This is a genomic window from Blastocatellia bacterium (assembly GCA_016713405.1).
GTDB lineage: Bacteria > Acidobacteriota > Blastocatellia > Chloracidobacteriales > JADJPF01 > JADJPF01.
Genome location: JADJPF010000013.1, coordinates 70,024 through 95,999, shown reverse-complemented (window position 1 = coordinate 95,999; position 25,976 = coordinate 70,024). Strand labels below are relative to the sequence as shown.

At 35.3% G+C, this 25,976-nt stretch carries 22 protein-coding genes and 1 pseudogene; 9 read left to right on the top strand and 14 right to left on the bottom strand.

Annotated features, from left to right (window positions below):
• Positions 1-16: 16 nt before the first annotated feature.
• Positions 17-919 (bottom strand): serine/threonine protein kinase, encoded by a 903-nt coding sequence (locus IPK14_16580; GenBank protein MBK7994934.1) that lies wholly within the window; start codon positions 917-919, stop codon positions 17-19.
• A 335-nt stretch (positions 920-1,254) separates the two neighbouring features.
• Between IPK14_16580 and IPK14_16575 the strand changes: the two genes are divergently transcribed.
• Complete coding sequence (locus IPK14_16575) at positions 1,255-1,665, top strand: hypothetical protein (GenBank protein MBK7994933.1); 411 nt, start codon at positions 1,255-1,257, stop codon at positions 1,663-1,665.
• A gap of 77 nt (positions 1,666-1,742) precedes the next feature.
• Here the strand turns inward: IPK14_16575 and IPK14_16570 are convergent.
• The 7 genes and pseudogenes from IPK14_16570 to IPK14_16540 all read right to left on the bottom strand — a co-directional run bounded on the left by IPK14_16570 (position 1,743) and on the right by IPK14_16540 (position 10,516).
• Positions 1,743-3,333: pseudogene (locus tag IPK14_16570) on the bottom strand (glucose-6-phosphate isomerase).
• An 87-nt stretch (positions 3,334-3,420) separates the two neighbouring features.
• Entirely contained in the window at positions 3,421-6,033 is a 2,613-nt protein-coding gene (aceE, locus tag IPK14_16565) for a pyruvate dehydrogenase (acetyl-transferring), homodimeric type (protein ID MBK7994932.1), read from the bottom strand.
• Positions 6,034-6,233: 200 nt separating this feature from the next.
• The gene (locus tag IPK14_16560; GenBank protein MBK7994931.1) at positions 6,234-7,139 is read right to left on the bottom strand and encodes a hypothetical protein; all 906 of its coding nucleotides are present in this window, start codon (positions 7,137-7,139) and stop codon (positions 6,234-6,236) included.
• Positions 7,118-7,717 carry a hypothetical protein gene (locus tag IPK14_16555; protein MBK7994930.1) on the bottom strand — a complete coding sequence of 200 codons (600 nt, stop codon included), beginning with the start codon at positions 7,715-7,717 and terminating at the stop codon, positions 7,118-7,120. Before IPK14_16555 ends, IPK14_16560 begins: the two co-directional genes overlap by 22 nt.
• 5 nt (positions 7,718-7,722) lie before the next feature.
• Positions 7,723-8,643 (bottom strand): hypothetical protein, encoded by a 921-nt coding sequence (locus tag IPK14_16550; GenBank protein ID MBK7994929.1) that lies wholly within the window; start codon positions 8,641-8,643, stop codon positions 7,723-7,725.
• Positions 8,628-9,293 (bottom strand): DUF3142 domain-containing protein, encoded by a 666-nt coding sequence (locus tag IPK14_16545; GenBank protein ID MBK7994928.1) that lies wholly within the window; start codon positions 9,291-9,293, stop codon positions 8,628-8,630. Before IPK14_16545 ends, IPK14_16550 begins: the two co-directional genes overlap by 16 nt.
• A gap of 164 nt (positions 9,294-9,457) precedes the next feature.
• Entirely contained in the window at positions 9,458-10,516 is a 1,059-nt protein-coding gene (locus tag IPK14_16540) for a hypothetical protein (protein MBK7994927.1), read from the bottom strand.
• 297 nt (positions 10,517-10,813) lie between these two features.
• Here IPK14_16540 and IPK14_16535 point away from each other — a divergent pair, with 297 nt between their 5' ends.
• Genes IPK14_16535 through IPK14_16520 form a run of 4 tightly spaced genes read left to right on the top strand, consistent with a single transcriptional unit; the run spans position 10,814 to position 12,697 of the window.
• Entirely contained in the window at positions 10,814-11,452 is a 639-nt protein-coding gene (locus IPK14_16535) for an MBL fold metallo-hydrolase (protein MBK7994926.1), read from the top strand.
• Positions 11,433-12,050 carry an NUDIX hydrolase gene (locus IPK14_16530; protein ID MBK7994925.1) on the top strand — a complete coding sequence of 206 codons (618 nt, stop codon included), beginning with the start codon at positions 11,433-11,435 and terminating at the stop codon, positions 12,048-12,050. The genes IPK14_16535 and IPK14_16530 overlap by 20 nt, the downstream gene beginning before the upstream one ends.
• 6 nt (positions 12,051-12,056) lie before the next feature.
• The gene (locus IPK14_16525) at positions 12,057-12,260 is read left to right on the top strand and encodes a hypothetical protein (protein MBK7994924.1); all 204 of its coding nucleotides are present in this window, start codon (positions 12,057-12,059) and stop codon (positions 12,258-12,260) included.
• Positions 12,224-12,697 carry a hypothetical protein gene (locus tag IPK14_16520; GenBank protein MBK7994923.1) on the top strand — a complete coding sequence of 158 codons (474 nt, stop codon included), beginning with the start codon at positions 12,224-12,226 and terminating at the stop codon, positions 12,695-12,697. The genes IPK14_16525 and IPK14_16520 overlap by 37 nt, the downstream gene beginning before the upstream one ends.
• On the opposite strand, the gene IPK14_16515 is transcribed toward IPK14_16520, so the two are convergent.
• From IPK14_16515 to IPK14_16490, 6 genes are all read right to left on the bottom strand, one after another.
• The gene (locus tag IPK14_16515) at positions 12,692-13,621 is read right to left on the bottom strand and encodes an NAD-dependent epimerase/dehydratase family protein (protein ID MBK7994922.1); all 930 of its coding nucleotides are present in this window, start codon (positions 13,619-13,621) and stop codon (positions 12,692-12,694) included. The genes IPK14_16520 and IPK14_16515 overlap by 6 nt on opposite strands.
• Positions 13,622-13,951: 330 nt before the next feature.
• On the bottom strand, positions 13,952-14,920 hold the full coding sequence (locus IPK14_16510; GenBank protein MBK7994921.1) for a phosphoesterase: 969 nt from the start codon (positions 14,918-14,920) through the stop codon (positions 13,952-13,954).
• A gap of 96 nt (positions 14,921-15,016) precedes the next feature.
• Positions 15,017-15,595: an HAD family hydrolase gene (locus IPK14_16505; protein ID MBK7994920.1), complete on the bottom strand. Its 579-nt coding sequence runs from the start codon at positions 15,593-15,595 to the stop codon at positions 15,017-15,019.
• Between the two features lie 9 nt (positions 15,596-15,604).
• Entirely contained in the window at positions 15,605-16,663 is a 1,059-nt protein-coding gene (waaF, locus tag IPK14_16500; GenBank protein MBK7994919.1) for a lipopolysaccharide heptosyltransferase II, read from the bottom strand.
• Positions 16,656-17,519, bottom strand: a complete 864-nt coding sequence (locus IPK14_16495) for an NAD(P)-dependent oxidoreductase (protein ID MBK7994918.1) — start codon at positions 17,517-17,519, stop codon at positions 16,656-16,658. Before IPK14_16495 ends, waaF begins: the two co-directional genes overlap by 8 nt.
• A gap of 93 nt (positions 17,520-17,612) precedes the next feature.
• Positions 17,613-19,277, bottom strand: a complete 1,665-nt coding sequence (locus IPK14_16490) for an FHA domain-containing protein (GenBank protein ID MBK7994917.1) — start codon at positions 19,275-19,277, stop codon at positions 17,613-17,615.
• A 202-nt stretch (positions 19,278-19,479) separates the two neighbouring features.
• Between IPK14_16490 and tilS the strand changes: the two genes are divergently transcribed.
• From tilS to IPK14_16470, 4 genes are all read left to right on the top strand, one after another.
• Complete coding sequence (gene tilS, locus IPK14_16485) at positions 19,480-20,925, top strand: tRNA lysidine(34) synthetase TilS (protein ID MBK7994916.1); 1,446 nt, start codon at positions 19,480-19,482, stop codon at positions 20,923-20,925.
• A gap of 101 nt (positions 20,926-21,026) precedes the next feature.
• Positions 21,027-22,943 (top strand): ATP-dependent zinc metalloprotease FtsH, encoded by a 1,917-nt coding sequence (ftsH, locus tag IPK14_16480; GenBank protein MBK7994915.1) that lies wholly within the window; start codon positions 21,027-21,029, stop codon positions 22,941-22,943.
• 94 nt (positions 22,944-23,037) lie between these two features.
• Positions 23,038-24,510, top strand: a complete 1,473-nt coding sequence (locus IPK14_16475) for a magnesium chelatase (GenBank protein ID MBK7994914.1) — start codon at positions 23,038-23,040, stop codon at positions 24,508-24,510.
• Positions 24,511-24,530: 20 nt separating this feature from the next.
• Complete coding sequence (locus IPK14_16470; GenBank protein ID MBK7994913.1) at positions 24,531-25,976, top strand: amidase; 1,446 nt, start codon at positions 24,531-24,533, stop codon at positions 25,974-25,976.

The window sequence follows — 25,976 nt, the reverse complement described above, 5'->3', positions numbered from 1 at the left end:
AGCAGAAGCAATTCTTTCATCTCGTTTTTTCTTTAAGGCTTTTTGTACTACAGCATCTAGTACAGGGGGATGGATGGGTTAGATTTAATAATTGGCAGTGGATCCTTAAAAGATGTCCCCCAATAATGCTTTGTACCGTCCCAGTAAATGGAGTATCACCACAAAACATTTCATAAATCATAATTCCAATAGCATAAACATCTGCACGTTTATCTATTACTTCACCTTCATAATATTCTGGTGCCATATAATGAGGAGTACCTAATACTTCGCCTGGTTTAGTTAGATTAACGCTAGCTTTTTCACCTGAATCAGAGGTTATTTTAGCTAGCCCAAAATCTACGACTTTAACCATCAAAGAACCATCAGCAGATTCTTTTAGCATTACATTTTCTGGTTTAAGATCACGATGTATGATTCCTTGTGCGTGTGCTACTTCTACAACATTACAAACTTGAATCATCCAATCAATTATTTGATCTGGTCTAACAGGTACTCTATCAATCAAAACTTGACGTAGTGAGCGACCCTTAATAAATTCCATTACTAAATAAGCACTGCCTTCTTGCAAAACGCCAAAGTCATAAATTGTTACAGCATTAGAATGTTCTATTCTTGCACTAGCTTTTGCTTCACGAATAAATCGACTAGCAGCTTGTTCATCATTAGCCATATTTTGTTGTAAAACTTTTATAGCTACACGTCGATCTAGCAGTAAATGTTGGCCTTCATAAACTGCTCCCATTCCTCCGCGCCCTAATAATTTTTCAACACGGTATTTATCAGCAATCATACGCCCAATCATTGGATCAGCCACTTGAGCAGTTTTTCCGCTAGAATCAACTAATGCAGTTGCATCTATTGGACAAATAGCCTGGTCACTACTGTACTGTGCATTACACTTTGGACAAAGTCTCATTAGTTATAAAACCTTTTAGTCTATTTTTGTGAGGAGGTATTTAGCAGTTAAATATAACTGTGCTTGTACTTTTTTATGGATTAAATGTCAAGACAAAATTTTTCCAAAAATCTTATCACAAGCTTGACCTTTACTTACAGTTATCAACAATGGTTTTTAATAGCTTTTGACATTTATAATACTAAGAATATGGTTGCTAACTGCTAGTTTAGCAAGTAATTATTAAACAAATCTGTTGACATATCTTTTAGTCGTTTTACAATTAGTGAAAATCGCGGCGATTGTCACCACGCCCACACCTTCTTTTTTAAAACAATTTTAGGAGAATTAATTAGATGAAAAAGATTTTTTTCCGTACGTTTTGTTTAGCTCTATTTGTAATGGCATTTAGCGTTATGCCTTCTTATGCTCAAAAATCCTTAAAAGGAAATTGGACTTTTACTATTCAAAGCCCAATGGGTGCTTTACCAATACCATTTAAATTTGCTAATAAAGGCAAAGGTACAGCATCTGTTCCTACAGGTGCATTAGCTATAGCTTACCGCGAAAGAGGTGCTAACATCAGCGTAGCTTTGGAAGCTCCTGGTTTAGCCCCAGATGGTTCTGACTTAACATTTGTTATTCGTGGCACTAAAACTGACACAGCCGTAACAGCTACTGCTATTGTTGTTACAAGCACAGCAGATCCTTCTAGCCCAGGTGGTTTTGCTATCACAACACTTCCTGTTTCTGGTGCAAGAAATTAGTATAAAAATTAATGGCGGGGAACTACCCCGCCATCAGTTTTTGTTTATCTTATGTTTAGTACCAAATCTAGTAACTTTTAGTTAGCAAAATACTTAGCACTAAAGGGTGTATCCCCTGCTTTGCGCCCTACTTTGTGATCATTATTAGCTGAAACATGCTCTAAAACCTTATAAACTGTCTCTATATCTTCACTAGCTCCAATAGCACTTACAATTTCATCTAAAGTAAAAGCTGTTCCTTTATTTTCACTTAAGTATGATAAAGCTTTAAGTTGTAAAGAGATAACTGTCCCTGCTGCCTTTTTACCTGCTTCAACACCTGGTTGATGATAAGCATTAATTCCAACTAAAAACCCATAAAATCCTACGGCTCTTTCATATAAAGCTAGTAGTTTTCCAATAGTTTTAGCATTTACTGTTTCAACTGTAATTGTTATAGATTCACGGTCGTTTTCAAATAAAGCACGTCTTGTTCCTTGTAAAAACCCGCTTAAGTAATCTCCAGAAGTTACGCCTGTTTCAACTTCTATTGACTCACCATCACGATCTTTTAAGACTTCTAGGAAAGTAACAAAAAAGTTATTTACACCTTCTCTTAGCTGTTGAACATAAGCATGTTGATCTGTAGAACCTTTGTTACCATAAACTGCAATTCCTTGATTAACAACATTTCCAGCCAAATCATTTTGCTTACCTAAAGATTCCATTACAAGTTGTTGTAGGTAACGACTAAATAACTCTAAGCGATCTTTATAAGGCAAAATAACCATATCTTTTTGTCCACGACCGTTGCCAGCGTGATACCACATTAAAGCTAAAAGTGCAGAAGGATTTTTATAAACGTCCTTAACTCTAGTTACTGCATCAACTTCACGCGCACCCGTCAACATACTTTCAATATCAAATCCCTGAAGTACGGCTGGCAGTAACCCTACAGCAGAAAGCTCAGATGTACGACCTCCAACCCAATCCCACATTGGAAAAGTAGTAATCCATCCATCACCTGTAGCAACTTTGTAAAGTTCGCTTCCCGTTTGTGTTACTGCTACAGCATGTTTAGAAAAGTTTAACCCTGCTTTGCTATAAGCTTCTCTAGCTTCTAACATCCCATTGCGAGTTTCTTTTGTGCCACCAGATTTAGAAATAACTATTGTTATTGTTTGGCCTAAACCACTTCCAATATTAGCTAATACTTTGTCCATACCATCTGGATCAGTGTTATCAAAGAAAAATACTCGCATTTTATCTGACCTAGTAGTTAAGGCATTAGCAACAAATTGTGGGCCTAAAGCAGAACCACCAATACCAATTACTAAAATATTCTTAAATAAGTCACCTTTTTCTGTTTTTATATCGCCGTTATGAACACGAGAAGCAAAATCTTTCATTGCATTAATAGTGTTTGTTATTTCTGCACGTAAATCTTCTGTTGGCGCAAGTTGAGCATCTCGTAGCCAATAATGACCAACCATGCGTTCTTCATCAGGATTAGCAATACTACCTTTTTCTAAGCTGTCCATTTGTTCAAAAGCTGATTGCATTTTATCTGACATATCAGCAAAAAAAAGCGTCTGAAAACTTCATTCTACTAATATCTACAGTGATGCCCACAGGTGGACATACACATAAATATTGCTGGTAGCGATTCCAAAGGTCTAAAGAATTCATACTTTTCTCCTATCTCTAAAACTAAAATTCCTAGGGCATATTTGCCCTAGGTAAATACATTACTTACTATTTCCTTAAATATTTTTGCTAGCCTTTTGCAGCTTGTCGGCCAGACTTACGCTTTAACATAGACAAGGCTGCTTTAACAATTGAGTTAGCATCTACGTGAAAATGCTCTCTTAGGGATTCCCTAGTATCACTTAACCCAAAACCATCTGTTCCAAGGCTACGGAATTTATTAGGCACCCAACGAGCAATCATATCTGGTAGAGCTTTCATATAATCAGTTGCAGCAATTACTGGGCCGGTGGTTACTTCTAAAAGCTGAGTAATATAGGGTTTACGATCATCATTATTTTCTTCATTCCAAGTTTCAGTAGCTAAAGCCTCTCGGCGCAGTTCTAGGTAACTAGTAACACTCCAAACATCAGCAGCAACATCATGTTCTTGAGCTAAAATATCAGCAGCCTTTATAGCTTCTCTTAGAATTGTACCGCTACCAAAAAGTTGAACTCTATTTTTCTTCTTGCTATCACCTTTTCTAAATAAATAAATACCTTTGATTATGTCTTCTTCTACCCCTTCAGGCATTGCGGGCATTGCGTAGTTTTCATTATAAGCAGTGATATAGTAGAAAATATCTTCTTGGTTTTGATACATTCTTCTTAGTCCATCTTTAACAATCACCGCCATTTCATAATGAAATGCTGGGTCATAAGTCAGAATGCTAGGAACAACAGAAGCTAAAATATGGCTATGTCCATCATCGTGTTGCAAGCCTTCACCCATCAAAGTAGTACGTCCAGCCGTGCCACCAATTAAAAACCCACGCCCACGCATATCAGCAAAAGCCCAAATTCCATCACCAGTACGTTGAAAACCAAACATTGAGTAAAACATATAGAAAGGAATCATGCTTTCGCCATGCGTTGCATAAGCAGTTCCAGCAGCAGTAAATGAAGCGACTGATCCAGCTTCAGTAATTCCTTCCTCAAGTAATTGACCATCTTTCTTTTCATTATAGCTAAGTAATAATGCTGAATCTACAGGATCATAACGTTGTCCAAGTGCCGCATAAATTCCTATTTTCTTAAATAGAAAATCCATACCAAAAGTACGAGCCTCATCTGGAATAATTGGTACAATTCTATCTCCAATTTCTGGATCATCTAAAAGCTTACGTAATACTCTTACAAAAGCTGTAGTTGTAGAAACTTCTTGTTTAACTTCTTGATAAAATTCTTGATATATATCCGCTTTGGGTAAACTAACAGGTTTAGCTCTTACAACTCTTTTTGGTATAGACCCATTAAGTTGACGGCGGCGTTCAAGTAAATATTGGATTTCTTCGCTTTGCATTCCAGGATGATAAAAAGGTGGTAGGTCTTTTAGTTCGCTATCAGGAATTGGTAGCTCTAAACGATCTCGGAATTTGCGTAAATCTGTTTCGCTAAGTTTTTTAGTCTGATGGGTAGTATTACGTGCTTCAGCACTTTCTCCTAATGTCCAACCCTTAACAGTTTTAGCAAGTATTACAGTTGGCCCGCCCTTATGATTAGCTGCTGCATGATAAGCAGCATAAAGCTTGCGGTAGTCATGACCTCCACGACGTAGTTTTAATAATTCATCATCGCTTAGATGCTCAACTAGTTTTAGTAATCTAGGGTCTACTCCAAAGAAATGCTCTCGAACATAAGAACCTGGTTCAACAGAATATTTTTGGAATTGTCCATCTAAAGTTTCATTCATTTGATTTAACAGTAGCCCATCTACGTCTTGAGCAAGTAAATCATCCCATTCCCGCCCCCAAACAACTTTAATAACATTCCAACCAGCACCACGAAAAACGGCTTCAAGTTCTTGTATAATTTTCCCATTACCACGTACTAGGCCATCTAAGCGTTGTAAATTACAATTTACAACAAAAACTAAATTGTCTAATCCCTCACGATTAGCAACAGACAAAGCTCCAAGTGCTTCTGGTTCGTCCGTTTCACCATCTCCAAGAAATGCCCAAACCTTTGAATTAGAAGTATCTTTAATACCACGAGCTTGCAAATATCGGTTAAAGCGAGCTTGATAAATTGCATTAATTGGGCCAAGTCCCATTGATACTGTAGGGAATTCCCAAAATTCTGGCATTAATCTAGGATGTGGATAGGAACAAAGTCCTGCGCCTCCAACTTCACGTCGAAAATTTTGCAAATGTGCATCTGTTAAACGTCCTTCTAAAAATGCACGGGCATAAATTCCTGGTGCTGCATGGCCTTGATAAAAAACTTGGTCGCCGCTTTCCCCATTATCTTTACCTTTAAAGAAATGGTTAAAACCAACTTCATATAAGCTAGCAGATGAAGCATAAGTGGAAAGATGGCCTCCAATGCCAGGAAAATTTTTGTTAGCTCTTAATACCATAACCGCAGCATTCCATCGAATCATTCGACGAATGCGCAATTCCATTTTTTCATCTCCAGGAAACGGAGTTTCTTGCTCAGGAGAAATAGTATTGATATATGGTGTTTGTACCAGAGGTGGTAATCCAACCTGCATTAAGCGGGATTTTTTCATCAATTTGCGCATCAAAAACCGCGCACGATCAACACCTTCGGCTAAAACTACTTGTTCTAGAGCGTCTAACCATTCTTTGGTTTCTTGTGGATCTATATCTGGAAGCTGATGCTTAAATTCATCAAAATACATAAATTTTTACTCCATTGTGAACTAATTTTTATAGGGCAAAATAAGTTTTTGTTTTTAGCTACTAACAGCTAAAATTGCCTGTTTTCTCCCAAAAACAACGGACAATGCACGAAATTATATGCTAGCAGGCCCGAGATTAGGAACAGATGTAGCGAAAAACTAACTTTTCAAAAACTCAGAAAATTTGATGCAACTTTTTCTTACTGCTCGCCAAAAAAATACGGTGTTTTCTTTGACCATTCGCTATTAGGAAAATTCTTCTTTAAGACTTGAAAAGCTGATTTAGAAGCAGCTAAAGTCTTTTTATCTATACATCCATAGCGAGTTGACCTAACAGCTAAGTGTAAAGCTTGCGGAACTCTTGGGTCAGAAAGGTTAGCTTTAGCCCAATTAATTACTTCATTACATAAATAGTTTGGTGCTGTTCCTAAAGTTGCTAGTTTTTTATATTCTGTTTCAGCTTGAGTAAGCAAAGTTTTATCAAGAAAATTTGGTAATAGTATTTTTTCTTCTTTAATATTGCCTTCTACATCACGTAATACACGAGAATAAACCGAGTCAGCCGCTTCTTGAGGATCAAAAGAACACCACCAATTGTCACGAAAACTATCTATTTCACTAAAATTAGTTTCTCTCTCTACATTAGCATCAACAACTGGACGCAAAGCAGGATATTTAAGCACAGCAAAAAGACCAGCAAATTTTCTTGCTGCTGGACTAATTGCTTTAAGATATGAGTTTAAGTCTTCTTTCATTTCTGGGTAGATTTTTATTAGTTCATTAGCTGCATTTCTACCAATTTCCTCATTATCTAGTAACAATGCTCTTACCCAAGTAGCAACAACTAAGCGATTACGCAGATTTTTAGCCAAAGATTTGTTTGAGGCTGCTTGATTCATCATTGCCAAAGAAAAACGCTTATTTATTATCTTTGTTGAATCTTCATCAAACAAAACTACATTATCTTTTTTAGGTAAAGGTTTTCCATTTTCATCAACGCTTTCTTCATCTTCTGGAATTTCTCTATCATCATAAAAATAACCTTGCCCAGCAGCAGTTCTTTGAGAATATTTAAGAAATTCTTCTAAATTATTAGCAAGTAGCATTTTTGAGAATAGAAACTATTTTTAGTAGAAGTCGGCCAATCTTTAGTTAAAACTTTATCTAACTCTGTGCTAGCTTCTGCTCTTTTTTCCATCTCAATTAAAAGTCGGACTTTATGAAAAGCTACAGAAGCAAAAGCTGGAGAATTAGCATCTACTTTTTGTGCTGCATCTAGTATTTGAGACACTTTTTGATGCTTGCCATCTATTTTAGTTATAATTGAAACTAGCCAAGGCAAGGCTTTCTTTTCAGACCATTTTTCTAAGGCGTAGTTTAAAGCCTTTTCATCATTTAACTGAAAATTAAGTAGCCAATCGGTTAAATCTTGTTTACCTAAAACTTCTGGTAATTTATTGACAATTTTGCTTTTAGGAAGTTCAAAAGCATAAGGATCATCGGCTAATTTATCTAACAAGTTAGTATAATCATCTAAATCTTGTCCAAATTCTTGAGCATTTGCTTTAGTTAGCTGATTAGCAAACTCTGTTAATTTCTTGCCTGGCTCTAAACGAAAATCAGCATATCTTAATAATCTATTTGCTGAAGAATGATAATCTTTTAATTCAGCAGTTTTTAACACTTCCTTTAATTCTTTTGAGCTTGAAGCAAAACACTACGGTCAAAATAGCCTTGTAAAGGTGTGCTTTTATCTACTGGCAAACTCAGCATAGCTTTACGAACTTGGCATCTAGCAACTAAAAGAGGTGCTACTTTTTGCCAAGAAGAAGTTTTATCTTGGCTAATTGCACGAAATAAATTTGCTGCTTCATCAAACTGACCACTATAAAACTTTGCTGCTGCTATTTGATAAGCACGATCAGCTTTAGCTTGTGGGCTGCTATTTGCCTTCGCTGGTGTAGGAATCATTGGCGTAGTTTCAGAACAGTTAGTAAAAACCTGGTCTTGCGCGGCTAGCCATTCTTTTACTTCTGGATTTGTTGCACCAAGGTTTTTTACTTTTTCTTTTAAGGTGTTGGCTGCTGTGTTAAACGCATCGTCATAACAATTTACATAACCAATAAAATAATTGTCTGTAGAAATATCTTTGTTTACCCCTAAATATTTGTCTTCTTCTGAAGGTAAGACTAACTTTCTAGCCATCAACCAATTAGTTAAACCTACATCGTCTGTAGGCTGGCTATCTTCGCTATCAATATTTGGATTACTATCAAACCCAAGTTGTTTTTTGCTTTCTGGACTAAGTACAGTAGGGCCTAAACGCTTGTACCATAAGCTTAAAGCGGCTTCTTGCTCTTTTGGACTAAGCTTTTCATTATTTAAGTAACGATAAGCAACAACTAAATAAGAACGAGCATATTCTGGTTTTAATATACCTATTTCTCCGCGAGCAAAACCATCTAAAGGTAAGTCGGGATGCGCTGAATAACTAAATATGGCGTTTCTAAAATATGGCCCGCAACTAAACAAAGTTGGGCTAAAGTAAAATATTGTTACTATTAAAGTTATTAATAAAATTATCCTTCTTTGAGTTATTTTGTTTGCCATTTTTCCACCTTTTGTAAAACATCTTCTAATAATTCTTTTGACCAAGATTGATTTGCAAAAATATAAATTCTTCTTTTTGCTGGTAGCCAAGGTAAATCTTCCCCTGTTGAAATGCCAATGCTAGTTTGAGTATTTTTTGTCCTAAAATCTTTTTTAGCTGCTAGATAGCTTAAAAGTTGTTGTTTTTCAACGCCTAAACTAAATAGCATAGGGACAACTTCATCAACTGGCAAATCTGCTATCCAATTATCATACATTGCCCAAGAAGCTAAAGCTGTTATAGAAAGTAAGTAATTTTTGGGTAATTCCCTGCGTAATTTTTCTAGCAATTCTTTGTAAAATTTTCTTTCTGACAATTTAGCATCAAAATCTATTTGTAGGCCTATAATATTTAGCTTAGTAACAGATTTTATTGCTTTTATAGTTTGTCTTAATTGTTCTTCTGATAATTCTGGAGGTTGTTGTAAGCTTGTTTCTATTCTTACTACAGCAACTAAAACTGTATTTGGAGCAACTGCTAGAGGTTGTAGACGAGGACGAATATCTACTTTATCTTCTTTTAACAAAATAGTCTTTGCCAAAAAAGCTACTCCTGTAGATTTACTATCAATAAACATTAAATTCTCTGAGCGTTCCCAAGCCCAAAGCATGATTTTAGGCAACCTATCAGTATTTGACCGCTGAATAAAATCCCAAATTAATAAATAAATAATACTTAATATTGATAAAACTATAGCCACCAAGACTATTTTCTTAGTTTTTGCATAATAAAATTTGTGATCTTTTAAATATTAATTTAGGTTAACCAAATTATTTACTTACTAGTTTTTACTTCATAGTGAAGCAATAACCCATTATTTCCATAGGCCCAACCTGAATTAGCATCAAAAAATCTTATTTTAGTAATATTTGCATATTCTGGTTCAAGTAAATCTGAAGCAACAGCTTCCCATTTTTGACCGCTGTTTTCCGTGTACATTACTTTACCTTTATCACCTACTGCCCAAGCAACTTTTTCATTTACCCAATAAACATCATTAAGATAAAGACCTTGAAGTTTTACTTTTTTCCAAGTTTGTCCCCCATTATCAGTCACACCAATATAGCTATCACCAACAATGCTACCAACTTTTTCATTGGCAAAAGCAATTCCATTAATAAAAGGTCTTGTTACATCATCAGCTTGTTTTATCCAAGTTTGCCCACCATCATCAGTTTTAAATAAGCCAGATTTATTGTTTGATGCCCAACCTATTTTTTCATTTAGAAAAAACATAGCCTTAACTTCGCCCTCAAAAGGATATTCGATTTTCTGCCAGTTTTTTCCACCATCAACCGTGCGAATAAAAACGCCTTCTTGCTCTACAGCACTATCTTTTTTACCACCGCCCCAGGCCCAGCCTACTTTTTCATTTAAGAATTTAAGCTTGTTTATAGGGTCTGGCATTTCTGTAGCGGCTCCAGGGTTATTATAGTTATATTTGATTTTAACCTTACCTGCTGGTCTAATTAGCTCCCAGGTTGTGCCACCATCATTAGTTGCAAGAATATCTTGAGTCAAATTTATTGCCCAACCAGATTTTTCATTAACAAAATATACATACTTAATTTTTTGCTCTGTTTGATTGGTCATTGGTGTCCAAGTTTTTCCACCATCATATGTTTGCAGTATTTGCCAACCTTCTGTTTCTTTTGGGCCTTGCTCAAACCAACCTGTTATCCAGGCAGTTTGCCCATTAACAAAATTTAGCTCAAAAAATGTGTTTATTGTTCCTGTGTCAACGGCTACCCAAGCCCCTGTAGGCTTACTATCTTTACAAGCTCCTAAAACTAATATTATTCCTAATAGTAAAATAGCTAAGTATTTACGCATTTTAATTCCTCAAGTAAATTTATAAGGCTAAATTGATTTAAGATTTTAGCAAAGCAATGAAATATTTTGTAACAAGCCTTTCTCAAAAATACTAAGTTTTGCCAATAAAGGTAAAAAAATAGTTGCTAAACTATTCTAAATACAATTAGTTTGCTTAACTCAAAGCTTAGTTGCTAATAGAGTTTTTTTCCCCTACACTTACTTTTTTAGACCATTAGCAACTTAATTTTTACAAAATCTAACGAGGTAAAAGTGAACGAAGATACTATTTATCTAAAACAGCTAGAAATAGGCCCGATGCAAAACTTTGTCTATCTAATTGGCGATAAAGAAAGCCGTGAAGCTGCTGTTGTTGATGCAGCTTGGGATATTGACGCAATTCTAAAAGCTGCCCAAGCTGATGATATGAAAATTACTAAAGCATTTGTTACACATTTTCATCCAGATCATATTGGTGGAGATATGCTTGGTTTTCCTATTGAAGGATTAAGTGAACTGCTAGAAAAACACCCTGTAAAAATCTATGTCCAAAAGTCAGAAGCACCTTTTCTAAAAAATCTTTTAGGCTTATCAGACTCGGATATGGTACAAATTTCCGGCGGCGATAAAACTTCACTAGGTAATATTGACGTACAATTTTTACATACTCCTGGTCATACGCCTGGGTCACAGTGTTTTTTAGTAGAAAACCGGCTAATTTCTGGAGATACGTTATTTATTAATGGTTGTGGGCGAGTAGATTTACCTGGCAGTGATCCAGAAGAAATGTATTATAGTTTGACTACTAAACTACAAAAACTACCCGATGATACTTTACTTTTGCCTGGTCATAATTATGGCGGCAAAACTTCTACAATGGGAAAAGAAAAAAAACATAACCCTTACCTGCGTTTTCAACGACTAGAAGACTTTTTAGGTGCAATGGGCTATAGATAAAAAATTTATGGATAATCGCTTTAAGTGGATAAACACAGAAATTATTTACCAAGAAACTCGTGCAGATGAACTACGTTGGCTTATAACTAAAGAACAAATCTGCGACCAGCAAACAAATACAACTTTTTCCCGTTCAATACTTCGCCATCCTGGAGTAGCAGCAGTAATGGCAATTAATGAACAACGGGAAGTTCTTTTAATAGAACAATTTCGCTATACAGCAAAAACTGAAATGTGGGAAATTCCTACAGGTACTTTACAGGGAGAACTAAAAGATAAACAAGTTATTGCTAAAGAACTGCCAAGGCTTGCCGCAGAACGCGAATTAAACGAAGAAGCAGGTTATAGCGCGACAAGATTTGAGCTAGTAAAACGTTTTTATGTTATGCCCGGCACATCTGACGGACTGGTTTATTTATTTCTAGCCTTTGACCTTAGCCCTAAAAAAGCTATAGCCGACATTGGCGAAGTAGTAACTAAAGTTAAGTTTTTTCCCATTAATGAAGCTCTTAATATGATTGCTAAGGGAGAAATCTGCGATGCTAAAACCATTATTGGAATTTACGCAGCTAAAGAATACTTAGATAAAAATTTGTAAAAATTTATGAATGAATTAAATAAGTTAGTAGTAATAAATAATGTAACTAATCAGGATTTCTTAAAAACTTATTCCCTAGCTGGTAGAGTCGGGCTGGTTGGAGCATCACATTTTTTTGATGTTGGTATTAAACGCGCTCAACGAGCAGTTAATCCTAATAAGCTTGATAGCCAATGGTCACACGCTTTTTATTACAAGGAACTCGTTTAGATAATCAACAATGGTTGATGGAATCTGATGTAGATATTGCAGGGCGTAATGTTCGTTTTGGCGTTCAGGAAAACCGAATTGATAAATATTTTGATGAGAAAACTTATCCAATTCTTGCAATACTTGACTTTAAGTTAACACAAGAACAAGTTGAAACCATTATTAAAGCAGGGCTAGACCTTATTGCCCAACAATGGAAATATTCTTTAAGAGAGCTTTTAGGAACTCTAGTAGCTTTACCTAGTCGTAGGTTAAGAAGACGGCCCAACCTTTTTCAAAAAGACCGCTCGCTTTATTGTTCAGCATTTGTTCAACATCTTTATCATAAAATTAACTATGATTTTGCGCCTGATACCCACGAAAAAAACACAGCCCCAGAACATATTTTTCAAGCTGTACTTCCACACACAACTTATTTACTTAAAAGAGACTTATAATTTTTCTTGATAAAATTTTACTGTTTTATGAAACCCTATTTTTAGGTCAACTGTTGGTTGCCAACCAAGTTTTTCTTTTGCTTTGTTGATATTTAAGACACTTCGCCGTTGCTCTCCTGCTTTAGCGGCTGCATGGGTTTGCTCATAATCCGTTTTAAGTTCATCTTGTAGGGTCTTAAAAATATCAATCACATCTGTTTCTATCCCTGTACCAATATTAAAAGCTTGATTAAATACAGTTTGGTAGTTTTCTAAAGCTAGCAAATTAGCTTTTACCACATCCCCAACATAAATATAATCGCGGGTTTGCTTTCCATTACCATTTATTATAGGTGTTTTTCCTGCAAGCATTTGCTCACAAAAAATTGCTACTACTCCGGCTTCCCCTTTTGGATTTTGACGTGGGCCATAGACATTTCCATATCGTAATGCTGTATAGGTAAGATTATAGGTATTGCTATAGTAAGATAAATATTTTTCTAAGGTTAATTTAGTAATTCCATAAGGTGACATTGGGTTAAGTGGATGTGTTTCATCAGCAGGAAAATAGCTTTGCTCGCCATAAATTGCACCTCCTGTTGAAGCAAAAATAAAATGTTTTACTCCTGTTTTAACACAAGCTTCTAGTAAATTAATACTACCTAAGATATTTACACTAGCATCATATACAGGATCAAGGACTGAGCGACGAATATCTACTTGTGCAGCTTGATGGCTTACAACTTCAATTTTTTCTTTACGTATAATTTCTAGCAATTCTTGGTCACGAATATCTAATTTATAAAACTGTGCTTTAGGATTAATATTTATTTCTTGTCCTGTAGTAAGATTATCTACTATTACAACTTTATGACCTGATGTTAGATAAGCATCTACAATATGAGAAGCAATAAATCCTGCTCCTCCAGTAACCAATACTTTCATATTTTCTCCCAACAATTACTATTATAAATAGCTCTAATAAAAAGCTTTGCGGGCATTAGGCCCGCATTTACATTATGTTTTTAATAACTTTTTATTTAATACACTGTAAACTAAATATTCTGATATTTTAATCTTAAGCCCCAACGGGGCGACATAGTATTTTCTTAGCATTAAAAGACTATGTCGCCCTTATAGGGCTTAAAGAGACTTAACTATTATTTTCTAGGGTTGAAACCCTAGGCTACAGTTATTTTGCCCCTCTGGGGCTTAAGAGTTAAGAATACAAAATTGCTATATTACTTAGTTTACATAGTATTTAATGAATAAAATTTAGCTGCTACGTAATTCCTCAGCAATTTCTAGTGCAACTTTACGGGCTAAATCTAAATCTTGAGGGCTAAAAGAAATTGCTCCAACTACAGGATGTCCACCCCCTCCATAACGCTCACAAATAGAGGCTAAATTATGTCGGCGCGTGTCTTTTGCCCAAGGATTATAGCCAACCGACACTTTAGAACGTTGTGGGCTAAGACTTAAGCCAATGCTATAAAGAGCTTCTGGATGTAAATAATAAGGAATAAACTTACTATATCCTTCCATATCATGTTCACTTACATCAAAATACACTGCACTTCTTTCTGAATGAGCAGCAGCTTTGATAATACCAATTGCATTTAAGTGACGTTTATAATAGTAATCAAAAATACCAGTGATATAATCTTGGCTAGCAACTTGGCTAAGTGTCATAGTTTGAAGATCTTGTATAATTTTAGCTAGCAATTTATCATCTCGTGCTGACTCAATAACTAGCATTAAATGTAGGGCTGGGGCATCTAGTTCAACAGCAGTTTTAGCATCAGGATAAAGTGCACCATCAATAACATCAGCCCATTGAACAAGCTCATATAAAAAATCTGATTTTAGACCAAATTTGCTTGAAGCAGTTTCAGCAATAAATTTAGTACAAGAACGGTAATTAGTATCAACAAATTTTTTACCAGATTTTATTCCAGCCGGGTCATTGCGATAATGTGCTGCGTCTGAATCAGTTAAAAAAGCACTTTGATGATGGTCAAACCACCAAGTTAGCTGTGGAGAACTACTATACTTAAAATCTACAATTGCATTCTCATCACCATCAAACCTAGATTCATCAAATATTTGACCAGCTTTATGTGCAAGACCTTCAAAACTTTGTTCTGCATCAGAATTTATACATTCACGATAAAAAACAGCAAAAGTTGCTGCTGAAGCAACACCATCAAAACAATTATTGTGGAAAAAGATCTTTATTCTCATAAAAAATTTTTGGGAAGAAATTTAATTAAAAGTTTTAAAGTAGAGCAGTATAACTTAACCAGCCTAGTCAGGCTACGCATTTTAGCAAAGCTATGGCTAAGTTTTTGCTTGGCTAATTATCCAATCTACAGCAGTTAATAAATTTTCTGCTATTTTATCTGGCATTTGAGGCCAGTTTTGTCGCTGATACTCATATTCCCCAATTCCATAGCCAGTCATAACCATAACACCTTTAACACCTATTCTTTGCCCTAATTCAACGTCTGTGTATTTATCGCCAATCATAAATGAGCGACTTAAATCTATGTTATGTTCATCAGTAGCTTTATAAAGTAGCCCTGGTTTAGGCTTTCTACATTCACAATTAGCCCGATAAGGTGGTTGTCCGGCTGAAGGATGATGAGGACAATAATAAATTGCGTCTAAATATGCTCCTGTTTTTGCTAATTCCTCTAATAGTTTATTATGTACCTTGCCAATTAGGTCTTCTGTAAAATAACCTCTTGCTACTCCAGCTTGATTAGTCACTAAAATAGCTTTTATTCCTGCTTGATTAAGTTTTTTGATAGCTTCTGCTGTCCAAGGAAATAACTTAAATCTTGATAAATGATTAACATAACCAACTTCTTCGCTTACCGTACCATCTCGGTCTAAAAACACAGCTACTTGCTTCATAAATCGCACTTACTCCAAAATTAATTTATTATTTAATATTTGTAATGCCCTACTTAAAACCATTTGTACGCTCATAGAAGTCATACAACGGTGGTCAATAGGACAATCTTTTAGCATACAAGGTGAACAATCTACGCTATAGCGCAAAATTTCTGCTTTTGTACCAAAAGGACAAATCATTTTATCGTCTGTGGGCCCAAAGATTGTTAAAGTCGGACGTTCTAAAGCAGCAGAAATATAGGCTGGGCCCGTATCATTAGAAACAACTAAGTCACAGATACTTAAAAAAGCTATACTTTCGGCTAGTGTGGTCTTGCCAGTTAAAATTTTTGCCTTCTCCCACATATTTTTAATTGCAGTTTCAGTAATATCTAGCTCTGCACCCGCACCAATAAACACAACTTCATTACCAGCAACCACTAAACGATCAGCTAAAGCAGCAAAACGCTCTATAGGCCAACGTTTTGCCCGACTATTTGTAGCTCCAGGATTAATTGCTATTAATTTTTTATTGGTATTTATGCCAAAACTGCTAACTTTTTCTTTAATAGCTGTTTGTCTTTCTTTGCTTACAGGTAAAGAATACTTGAGATTTTTAAAATCTACTTGGCTTTGACCAAAAAGACGCTCTTCTAACTGCGAAATGATATGTAAGTAATAATAAATTTGGTGTAGAGAAAGAATTTCCTTAGTTAAATTTAGAGGGTGAGTAAGTAAAAATCCTCGTCCTTCAGTCTTAAAACCGGCTCTTATCTTGGCTTTTGCTCCAAAAGCTAAAACAGCAGCCTCAAAAGCATTTTGAAACAGGACTGCTAGATCAAAATTTTTGGTTTTTAACTCTTTAATTGTTGCCCAAACACCTTTTTTATCTCGTTCATAAGTTATTACTTCATCAATACATTCTAGATCTTGAAAAATTCCTGCGACCCAAGGTTTTACTAGCAAAGAAATTTCCGCTTTAGGAAAAATTCTTTTTAGCTCGCGCAGTGCTGGCAGGGTGACAATGCTGTCACCTACCCAATTTGTACCACGTACTAAAATTTTTTTAACAGATTCGGGTTCAAACATTTTCTAATAATGTCCTTAGTCCTGATTCAATATCTATTTTTGGTTGCCAACCTAGTTCACTGCTTAATTTACTAATATCTGTAACATAATGGATTTGCTCTTTTACTGCTTCATCTGAAAGTACTAGGTTTGCCGACTTTTTAACTAGTTTTGCTATGGTTTGGGTCAATTGATAAAGCGTAGTGCTATTTTTTAGACCACCACCAATATTATAAAGACTACTTTGTTGATTACTATTAATAAAAAGCTTAAAAGCTTCTGCTAAATCATTTACATGCAATAAATCTCGGATTTGTTCACCTTTCATTTTTAATTGAAGTTGTTCACCTTTTGCTATTGTGCGGGTAAAAAACGAAACAAACCCACCAGGATTTCCTTGACTAGCAGCAGCAGGAGCATACACAGTAGAAAGCCGAAAAATACCTAATCTAGCTTTAGCATTATTACAATAATATTCAGCATATTTTTCAGCTATTAGCTTTGACCATTCATAAGCGTTTTGACCTATAAAATCAGTGCTACAAGTTTCTGGAACTGTTTTGTATTTATCAATATGGCTGCCATAAACATCTTTAGTAGAACAAAAAATAAACGTTTGTCCTTCAGATAATTTTTCTAATAGTTTAATTGTTCCACCTACATTAACCGTAAAGTTTTGCCCTGCTGCATCTGCTCGTTTATTAACACAAGCAGCCATATGAATAATTACATCATAATTTTTTATAAAACTAAGGTCTTTTAGTAAGCTCAGATCTTGTCCAGCACGTCTAGACAAATCATCTGCATTAAAATATTGGCGGATATATGAACCTAAATAACCGCTTCCGCCTGTAACTAATATTTTTTTTTCTGACACAAATTACTCCAACTTAAAAATTAAACGCCCAGCGAAAAATCACTGGGCAAGAAAACAGCTATTTATACAGTTGTAAAAAAAACTTTATCTATTCTATCTATTAGGGATAGAAATTTGATGATCATGTTGAGCAACAAAAACTTCTTCTTCCTCTAATTTAGCTTGCGCTCCTGTTTTTTGGCTTTGACGCTCTTTAAGTTTGTCCATCTCTGCACGTTTCTTTTGATTAGGAATATACTCTTTATAAACATATTCCTTAAATGATTCTACTACTGCTGTATCAAATTTTGTTCCGCTTTGGTCATCAATTAGACTAATTACATCTTCAATAGGCATTGGCTCTCGATAATGGCGTTTATGAGTGAGTGCGTCAAAAAAGTCAGCAACAGCAATAATTTTTCCACCCAATGGAATTTGCTCAGAAGTTAAATTAAATGGGTATCCTGTCCCATCCATATGTTCATGATGGCTAGAAGCAATTAAAGGAATATCTGCTAACTCTTTGGTAAAGTGGATTTTAGAAAGAATTTTATGTGTATCATAAGCATGTTCACGCATATGTGCCATTTCTTCAGGCGTAAGTTTACCAGGCTTACAAAGTATTGCTTCACGAGTCCCTATTTTGCCGTAATCGTGTAACAAGCCTGCATAATAGATAAGTTTTATTTCATCCTTTGAAAGACCCATATATTTAGCACAAGTACGAGAATATTTAGCAACTCTAGCCGAATGTCCTGCGGTCATATCATCCCTAGCATCAATTGAGGCTGCTAGAGTAGTAATAAAACTTTCTAGAGTAATTTTTTGCTCATCAATTAAATGTAGGTTTTCAAGTGCCATACCAGCTTGGCGAGCAACTGCCATTAAAAATTCTAATTCTTCTTCTTCAAAATTCTTCTGTGTATTTAAGTTATCTACATAACAAACACCCCAAACATGATTAGAAGAGCTAATAGGAGCGCACATTACAGAGCGAATAGCTTGGAAAATTACGCTTTTTTGTGAAGCAAAACGGCTATCACTATGAGCATCAACGCTTAGTGTAGCAACGTTTTCATTAAAAACTCGATTAACAATTGTTGTGCTAGGCTGAACTGCTGTTTTATTCGTAGGGTTACGATGTTTAGAAGCCCTAACATTTAATCCTTTATCGTCACTTAACATTATCGCGCCACGTTCAGCGGGTAAAGCTTCAAAAACTAAATCTAATAATTTATTGACTAGTTCATCTCGTGTTTTAATTGAAAGAATAGCACTAGTAATTTCATAAAGAGCTTTTAAGCGACTTACTGTAGCAACAGTATTTAATTTTTGTTGATGAATTAAGGAAGTATTTAGATAACGAGTTTGGCGATGGTCTATTACACTCATTACATGTGTAGATTCTTCCTCTGCTTTGCGTTGCTCAACAGCAATACGATTAGTAGTAGTATTTTGACCTGACCATTCAAAAGCTAATTCTAAGCCATTACGTCTACCTAAATTAACCTTATCGCCTGATTTAAGAGCTTTTTCAGCAACTTTACTACCATTAACAAAGCTACCTGAAGTGCTACCTTTATCTCTAAAAGTATAATTTTCCCCATCAAACATAATTTCTGCATGATGGCGTGAGACATAAGGGTCATCTAGTTGTAAGTCATTATCTCCAAGCCGCCCAATAGTAAAAACGGATTTGTATAAACTTAGGCTCCTTGCTGAACCACTTGGATCAGTAAATTTAAGCGTTGCCCATTTTTTTTCTTGTTTTTCCGCCATAAGCTCCTCATTACAATTGAGTAGAACTAAGTATGCTATAAATTATTTGGCTAAAGTTATGAAGAACTAAGTATGCAAAAGGCAGGCTTATTATAACACAGCCCTGTATTAGCTGAGTGTAAAAAAGCTGATAGCCTCCGGCTAATAATTAATTTAATATTTTAACTCAAAGATTATTCTATTAGTTATAGCAACAATTAATATGTCTAAATTATTACTTAATCAACAAATTTGGCTATTTGTTCAGTATAACAAAATGTTTAATGAAACTTCTACAGTATTAGTTGCTTTATCCGGTGGCCCGGATTCCGTTGCACTAGTGCTGCTCTTAAAAGAAATTCAAGAACTATATTGCAATCAATTTAAGATTCATCTAGCACATCTAAATCACTTATTAAGAGGCAAAGAATCAGAAAATGATGAGGAGTTTGTCCATAATTTTGCGGCTCAAAATAACTTACCACTGACTATAGATCGCCTAGCAGTAGCAGAAATTGCTAAAGGAGCTAATTTAGAAGCTACTGCTAGAGAGCTACGCTATCAATTTTTGCAAAAAACGGCTCAAAGTATTGGGACAAGTATTATTGCTACAGCACATAACTTAAATGATCAAGCCGAGACATTTTTAATGCGTCTAATTCGAGGCTCTGGAGTATCTGGTTTATCAGGTATAAAACCTATATTAAAGGTTAATTACTTTAAATCTAACTTAAGTTATCCTACGGTTAATTTAATCCGTCCATTACTTTCTACAAGTCGGTCTGAGATTGAAAAATATTTGTTAGAAAAAAAACAAATGGCTTGTATAGATTCTTCTAATTTTTCAACAAAATTAACTCGTAATAAAATCAGACTAGAGATTTTACCTAAGCTTTTAGAGATAAACCCTCAAGCAATATCAGCTATTGCACGCACTTCAGAGCAATTAAGAGCTTGGCAAGAACTCTTAAATAACAAGACAAATAATTTAATTATTGATAAAAATAATGCTGAAAATAAAGAGGTTAACGAAATTAGACTTAACGTAAAAGAGCTTAGTGATTTACCCAGCATACTACGTCAACAAAAAATTAGAGATGCTATAGAACAACTGCAAGGCTCTCTAAAACGCCTAACATCAACTCATATTGCAGCCGTAGACAGCTTGCTATCAGCTAATAAAAGTGGCAAGAAAATAGAGTTACCTAATAAATTACTCGCCTTAAGAGAGTTTAACCAGCTTGTTTTTAAATATAAAGATGAAAGTGATGTGACAAAACAAGAAAAATTTACAGTAGATTTACTATTAGGCCAAAGTTTTGAAAACAAAATTTTTACTATTTCCTATGAAAACTACGTAGATGATCCTAATAGAATAAATAATTTTTCAAAAGATTATTTTGCTTTAGTAGATTTAGAAGCAAAAGGAAATAAACTAAAAGTCCGTTTTAGGCATCCAGGAGATAGTTATCAAGTTGTTAATCATAAAGGGGTGGAAAAGGTAAAAGATTTAATGTTAGAAAAGCGTATTGCCCTAAGCCAAAGGGCATTTTGGCCGTTAGTAACGAGTGTTGAGGATGAGATTATATGGTCGCCTCGCTTGGGTCTAGCAACAAAATTTGCTGCTAACTCAAAAACTAGGCACTTTGCAATCATAATAGCAAAGTGATAAACTAGCTTAGTAACTTTCGGTCTAATAAGTAACAAGATTAAAAGTAGTTATAAATTTAAGTTTTAATTAATAATGTAACTTTCGGAGGTAGGTAAGCATTGAACTCCACGGTAAGACAAATTCTCTTATGGGTATTTATTATTGGCGGTGCTATTGTTTTATATAGTGTACTCAGTGGTAAGACAGGAGCAAAAGAATATATTCTCTCTTACACTGAATTAAATGAAAAAATCGCCAAAGGTGAAATCAAAGAAGCAACATTTGATGAAAGTTCTGTAATAGGTGAGTACAAAAACGAGCAAGCCAAATTTAAGATGGACTTACCTAACCAAGAAGTACAAAGAGACTTGGTTAACAGCATGAAAGATAAAAGTGTTGTAATCAAATTTAAGTCTTCTTCAAGTAGTGCTTGGTTTGGAATGTTTTTAGCTTATTCCCCTGTATTACTACTTATTTTCTTCTGGATTTTTATGATGAGACAAATGCAATCAGGTGGTAACAAGGCATTGTCTTTTGGTAAAAGTCGAGCCAAATTGCTTTCTAATCAAAACAAGCGAGTAACATTTAAGGATGTTGCTGGTGTTGAAGAAGCAAAAGAAGAATTACAAGAAATCATTGAATTCTTAAAAGAACCTCAAAAATTCCAAAAACTTGGCGGACGCATTCCTAAAGGCGTTTTAATGATGGGCCCTCCTGGAACAGGTAAAACCCTTCTAGCCCGTGCCATTGCTGGCGAAGCTAATGTTCCATTCTTTTCTATTTCTGGTTCTGATTTTGTGGAAATGTTTGTAGGAGTTGGAGCATCCAGAGTCAGAGATCTTTTTGAACAAGGCAAAAGAAACGCTCCTTGTATTATTTTCATTGATGAAATTGATGCTGTAGGTCGCCATCGTGGTGCTGGTCTTGGTGGTGGTCATGATGAACGAGAACAAACTCTTAACCAACTTTTAGTTGAAATGGATGGGTTTGAGTCAAATGATGGTGTTATTTTAGTTGCTTCTACTAACCGTCCTGATGTTCTTGATCCTGCTCTACTTAGACCAGGACGCTTTGATCGTCGTGTAGTCGTCAATCGTCCAGATGTAAAGGGACGTGAAGGAATTCTTTCTGTTCATACTAGAAAAATCCCTCTTGGTGATGATGTTGATGTCTCTGTTATTGCACGAGGAACACCTGGTTTTACTGGTGCTGATCTAGCTAATTTAGTAAATGAAGCTGCTCTTAATGCTGCTCGTTATAATCGTAAAGTAGTTGCAATGTCTGACTTTGAAACTGCTAAAGATAAAGTTTTAATGGGAAGCGAACGCCGTTCAATCGTTATCAGCAACGAAGAAAAACGTAACACTGCTTATCATGAAGCAGGACATGCATTAGTAGGTGTAAAAGTACCTAATGCAGATCCAGTTCATAAAGTAACAATTATTCCTCGTGGTATGGCTTTAGGTTTAACTCAACAACTACCCGAAGCTGACCGCTACACTCATACTAGAGAATATATTGAAGGTCAAGTAGCAATTCTAATGGGTGGGCGTATTGCTGAGGAAGTGTTCTTAAATCACAGTACAACAGGCGCGTCTAATGATATTGAAAGAGCAACAGAACTAGCCCGCAAGATGGTTTGTGAATTTGGTATGTCAGAACTTGGGCCACTAACTTTTGGTAAAAAAGAAGAGCAAATCTTTTTAGGCCGCGATATTTCCAGACATCAAGATTATAGCGAAGAAACTGCTATAAGAATTGACCAAGAAGTTAAACGCATCATCCTAGAGCAATATAACCGCGCTAAACAAATTATTGTTGAAAATAAAGATGCTTTAGTAAGACTTGCAGAAGCTTTACTAGAGCATGAATCCTTAGATGCAATTCAAATTCGTAGAGTGATTGCAGGGCTACCTTTAGATGATAGCTCTGTTTCTCTTAGCAAGGATAAAGATGATAAGCCAGAACAACAAAAACCATCTGTTCTACGGCCAATTATTTCTCCTGTTGCGGGTGATAATCCTGCTACTGCTTAAGGAAAAAAATCTATTATGTTAGAATATCAGGCGATCCATTCAGGGTCGCCTTTTTTATTTATCCCACAAATTTTATTTATCTTAAGGTGAATTTATGTCACAACCTAGCACGCTTAAAGACTTAAAAAACAGCGAATATAGCAAAGAAAAACATTTATATAGAACAATTAAAACTGAATTAAGAGAAAATTTAATTAATAAACTTTCCAGGGGAGAAAGGATTTTTTCTGGTGTTGTTGGTTATGAAGATAGCGTAACACCACAAATAACAAATGCTATTTTATCTCGCCATAATTTTATTTTACTTGGTTTAAGAGGTCAGGCTAAAAGCCGTATTTTACGTAGTTTAACAAGTCTTTTAGATGAATATTTGCCTGTTGTTTCAGGTTGTGAAATTAATGATAATCCTTATGCTCCTATATGTCGTGTTTGTCGCAATTTAGTAAATGAACTAGGTGACAATTTACCTATTAGTTTTATAACGCCCGATCGACGCTATGTTGAAAAACTTGCAACCCCTGATGTCACCATTGCCGACATTATTGGGGATGTTGACCCAATAAAAGCGGCTCGTAGTGGTTATTTACTTTCTGATGAACTGACAATTCATTATGGGCTATTACCTCGTGCTAATCGTGGAATTTTTGCTATAAATGAACTTCCTGACCTAGCAGGCAAAATTCAAGTAGGGTTATTTAATATAATGCAGGAAGGCGATATCCAAATTAAAGGTTATCCTATTCGCCTGCCCTTAGACATAGCCTTAGTTTTTTCTGCTAATCCAGAAGATTATACCGCTCGTGGCAAAATCATTACCCCATTAAAAGACCGTATTGGAGCAGAAATTCATACTCATTATCCAAGTAATGTAGACGAAGGTATTGCTATTACTACTCAAGAAGCTTGGACTAATCGATTCAGTAATAATGAAATAAAAATTCCTCATTATATTTTAGAAATAGTTGAACAAATTGCTTTTGTTGCCCGTGAAGACACTCGAATTGATAAACGTTCTGGTGTTAGTCAACGCTTGCCTATTAGCACTTTAGAAAGCGTTGTTAGTAATGCTGAACGTAGAAAATTAATTAATAAAGGTGATTTAATAGTCCCACGTATTAGCGATGTTTACGCATCTTTACCAACAATTACTGGAAAATTAGAATTAGAGTACGAAGGCGAACAACTTGGAGCTAGTAAAATTGCTCAAGATTTAATTAAACGTGCTGTGGGTAAAACCTTTATGCGCTATTTTAGTAAAGCAAATTTTACTTCAATAGTTGATTGGTTTAACTTAGGTGGAACAATTAAAGCTTCTGATACTAGTACAGATGATGAATACCTACTGGCTATTAAATCAATTAATGGGCTATTTCAAATAATTAGAACTACTAAATCTATAGAAACAAATCATGCTAGTTTAATTGTTTCTGCGGCAGAATTTTTCTTAGAAGGCTTATATGCTCAAAAGAAAATTTCTCGTAGTGAACATAATATTTATTCTGCTGCTAAAGTTGAAAAATCTAGTCGTTATGTTGCTGATTGGACAGATTTGGATGGGGTTAATTAAAACTTAAGAAAGTATGCTTAATGGATAAATTATATTACAAATCTGCAACTCAAATAGCAAAAGCTATTTTGGCGCGTGAAACTTCTTCAAGCGAAGCTTTAGACATTCATTTTAAGCGTATTGCAGAACATAACCCTAAGATAAATGCAGTAATTACATTAAATGAAGAAGACGCAAGAAAAAAAGCTAAAGAAGCTGATGAAGCTTTAGCTAAAGGTAAAGTTTGGGGCCCACTTCATGGAGTCCCTTTTACAGCTAAAGACACTTTTATTACAGCTAACCTAAAAACTTGTTTTAGTAATCCTTTATATAAAAACTATGTGCCAAAGGAGGATGCCACCCTAGTTGCTAAGTTAAAACAAGCTGGAGCTATTCTTATGGGTAAGACAAATGCTCCTGATTTTGCTTTTGATTGGCAATCAAACAGTGCTTTATTTGGTCGAACTTCAAACCCTTATCACTTAGATCATATTGTTGGCGGCAGTTCTGGAGGTTCAGCCGCAGCATTAGCATCTGGGTTTACTCCAATATGTTTAGGAAGCGACATTGGCGGCTCTCTTCGTGTTCCTGCTCATTGCTGTGGAATTACAACTATTAGACCAACCGAGCATGCTTTATCAGACTTTGGACATTTGCTTTTCCCTGACCAACCTAAAGTTGGTCGCAGTATGGTGACTTGTGGCCCCATGACCCGAAATATAGAAGACTTAAAGCTTGCTATAAGTATAGTTTGGGACAAAGATACTAATAACTGGTTAGTCCCTCCTGTAGAGCTAAAAAATCAGCCTTCTATAACAACACTAAAAGGGCTAAAAGTGGCTTACAATCTAAAATTAGGTACAGTTTGTCAAGAAACTAAAAAATTATTTCAGCAGTTTCTTGATCTACTAACAAAAGAAGGTTGTAAAGTAGAAGAAGCACAACCAAAAGACTTTGATTTAGAACAAATTCAAGAAGTTTGGGGAATAATTTGCGGAGCATCAGATATTCTTGCATCACTTCCTATAACAGCACTAAAGTTTTTACCTAAATTATGGCTTCGTTATAAATTCCCTAATACTAGATTTCTTAAAAGTTTAATTAAAGGAATAAATAGCTCTAACCGTAAATTAATGTATGCTTTACAAGCTAGAGATAAATTTATTCAAACGGCAGACGAATTTTTTACGACTTATGATGTGTGGTTAACGCCTGTTGGAACAAGTAGCGCGTTTAAGCACTGTAAAACAGGTAGCCAAATACCTGTAGATTCTAGGCAAATACCTTACACAGATTTTTTTGCCCCATTTAATTGCCCAACAACAGTTTTAGCTAATCCAATAGCAGTAATTCCTATTGGGGTTTCACCTTTAGGGCTACCAATTGGTGTGCAAATCCATGCTAGACGTTGGCAAGATTGGCGATTATTGGAAATAGCTGGACTAATGGAAAATCTTACAGGTGGCTTTAAGCCTCCTAAACTCTAA